At 61.3% G+C, this 1,959-nt stretch carries 2 protein-coding genes; both read left to right on the top strand.

Annotated features, from left to right (window positions below):
- Positions 1-1,233 (top strand): YjjI family glycine radical enzyme (locus tag GY725_24770; protein MCP4007408.1); only part of this gene is annotated, 1,233 nt, incomplete at its 5' end.
- A partial coding sequence (gene yjjW, locus GY725_24765; GenBank protein MCP4007407.1) for a YjjW family glycine radical enzyme activase occupies positions 1,205-1,959 on the top strand: 755 nt, incomplete at its 3' end. The genes GY725_24770 and yjjW, both read left to right, overlap by 29 nt.

The following is a 1,959-nucleotide window of genomic DNA, read 5'->3' as shown; positions in this document are numbered from 1 at the left end:
TACCACCATGTTCCGTCGATCACGGGAATGCCAGTGTACATCGGCCAGCTGGACGAGCTCCTGCTGCCGTTCTGCAACGGCGTGAGCGACGAAGATCTACGCCGGAAGCTCGTGCTCTTCTGGCGTTACCTGGACCGGACTTTGCCCGACGCATTCATGCACGCCAACATCGGTCCTACCGACAACCGGGTGTCTCGCATGATCCTCGACGTCGACGCCGAGCTCGGGCAGGCGGTTCCCAACCTGACGTTGCTGTACGACCCGGCCGTCAGTACGGAGGCGATTCTCTCCCTGGCCATCGGCAGCATCCTCCGGTGCTCGAAACCCCACATCGCCAACCACCCGCTGCATTCCAGTGCATTCGACGCCCGAGGGTACGGAATCGTCAGTTGCTACAACTCTTTGCCGCTGGCCGGCGGCGCATCCTCGCTGACTCGCCTCAACTTGAGCGAGGTCGCCCAGCGATCGACTGGCGAAGCGAACTTCTTGAACGACGTTCTACCGCTTTACGTGGAACGGAGCCTCCGACTCCTGCAGGCACGAACCGACTACCTCTTCGAAGAATCCGGCTTTTTCGAGAGCTTCCTGGTGGAAGAGGGCTGGATCGAGAAGGATCGGTTCACCGGCATGTTCGGAGTCTTCGCGATGGCCGAGGCGGTCAACACTCTTCAGGAGAAGGAAGGCCGTGAGGGCAAGTATGGCCATGACGAAACCGCCAACGAGCTGGGCTACCGAATCTCGAAGCTCCTGAGGGATGCAGTAGCTGCCAGACCCATGAGGCATTTGTGGCGAGGGCGAGCCCTTTTGCATTCACAAGCGGGGATCAGCAGCGATTCCGGGCTAACGCCGGGAGCTCGCATTCCCTACGGCACCGAGCCGGACCCGGTCGAGCACGTCAGAGCGCTCGCACCCCACCACCAGTACTACGATTCGGGCATCAGTGAGATCCTGACTCTGGAGGAAACGGTCAAGGGCAATCCGGAAGCCCTGCGTGACCTCTGCAAGGGAGCTTTTGCCAGCGGTTTCCGTGAGTTCAGCGCCAACGTCGAGGGCAGCGATCTCGTCCGCGTGACCGGCTACATGATTCGATTGGCAGACGTTCGCCGATTCCGGGAAGAGGGTTCGCGGACGAACACCACGGTGCTCGGATCGGAGGCGATCGAGACCACCGGGATCCTGAAGAGGCGGTCCCGAGTCGTCGGCCATGAATTGCATCCGAGCTACGGTCAGTAAGATCGTCCCTTGCTCATTCGTGGACGGGCCGGGCAACCGGCTCGTCATTTTCATGCAGGGTTGTAACTTCCACTGTTTGGGCTGCCAGAATCCGCATACCATCGGGATCTGCAACCACTGCGGCGAGTGCATCCCGGTCTGCGAGGCCGGCGCTCTCTCGATGCAGGCTGGGCGGGTTGTCTTCGACGCCGATGCCTGCGATGAGTGTGATGCATGCCTGACGGCCTGCCCGGTCGATGCCAATCCGATGGTGAGTGATTATGGAATCGAGGACATGCTCGCCCTTTTGCGGCCTCGTCGACCCTTCCTGAGCGGAATCACGGTCTCCGGTGGAGAGCCAACGCTGCAGCTCGAGTTCGTCGCCGAGCTGTTTGCAGCGATCAAGGCGGATCCGGCGCTCAGTGGCCTCAGCTGCTTTATCGACAGTAACGGATGTCTGGGACCCAGCGCCTGGGAAAAAGTGTTGCCGGTGACCGATGGTGTGATGATCGACATCAAGGCGTTCGGTTCCGCCCGGCACCGGGATCTGACCGGGCAGTCGAACGGTGAGACCTTGCGGTCTGCTCGGCTCGTTCATGCGGCCGGACGACTCTACGAGCTGCGCTTTCTGTTGATTCCCGGGGTGACGGATGGCTCGGCCGAGTTGGATGGTCTTGCGGAGTTCGTTCGATCGCTGGGGACGGACCTCCGGGTGAAGTTGAATGCCTTTCAGCGCCACGGGGTGAG

This window comes from bacterium (assembly GCA_024226335.1).
Lineage (GTDB): Bacteria > Myxococcota_A > UBA9160 > SZUA-336 > SZUA-336 > JAAELY01.
The sequence above is the reverse complement of the archived record's forward strand: the minus strand, read 5'-3'. Positions and strand labels throughout refer to the sequence as shown.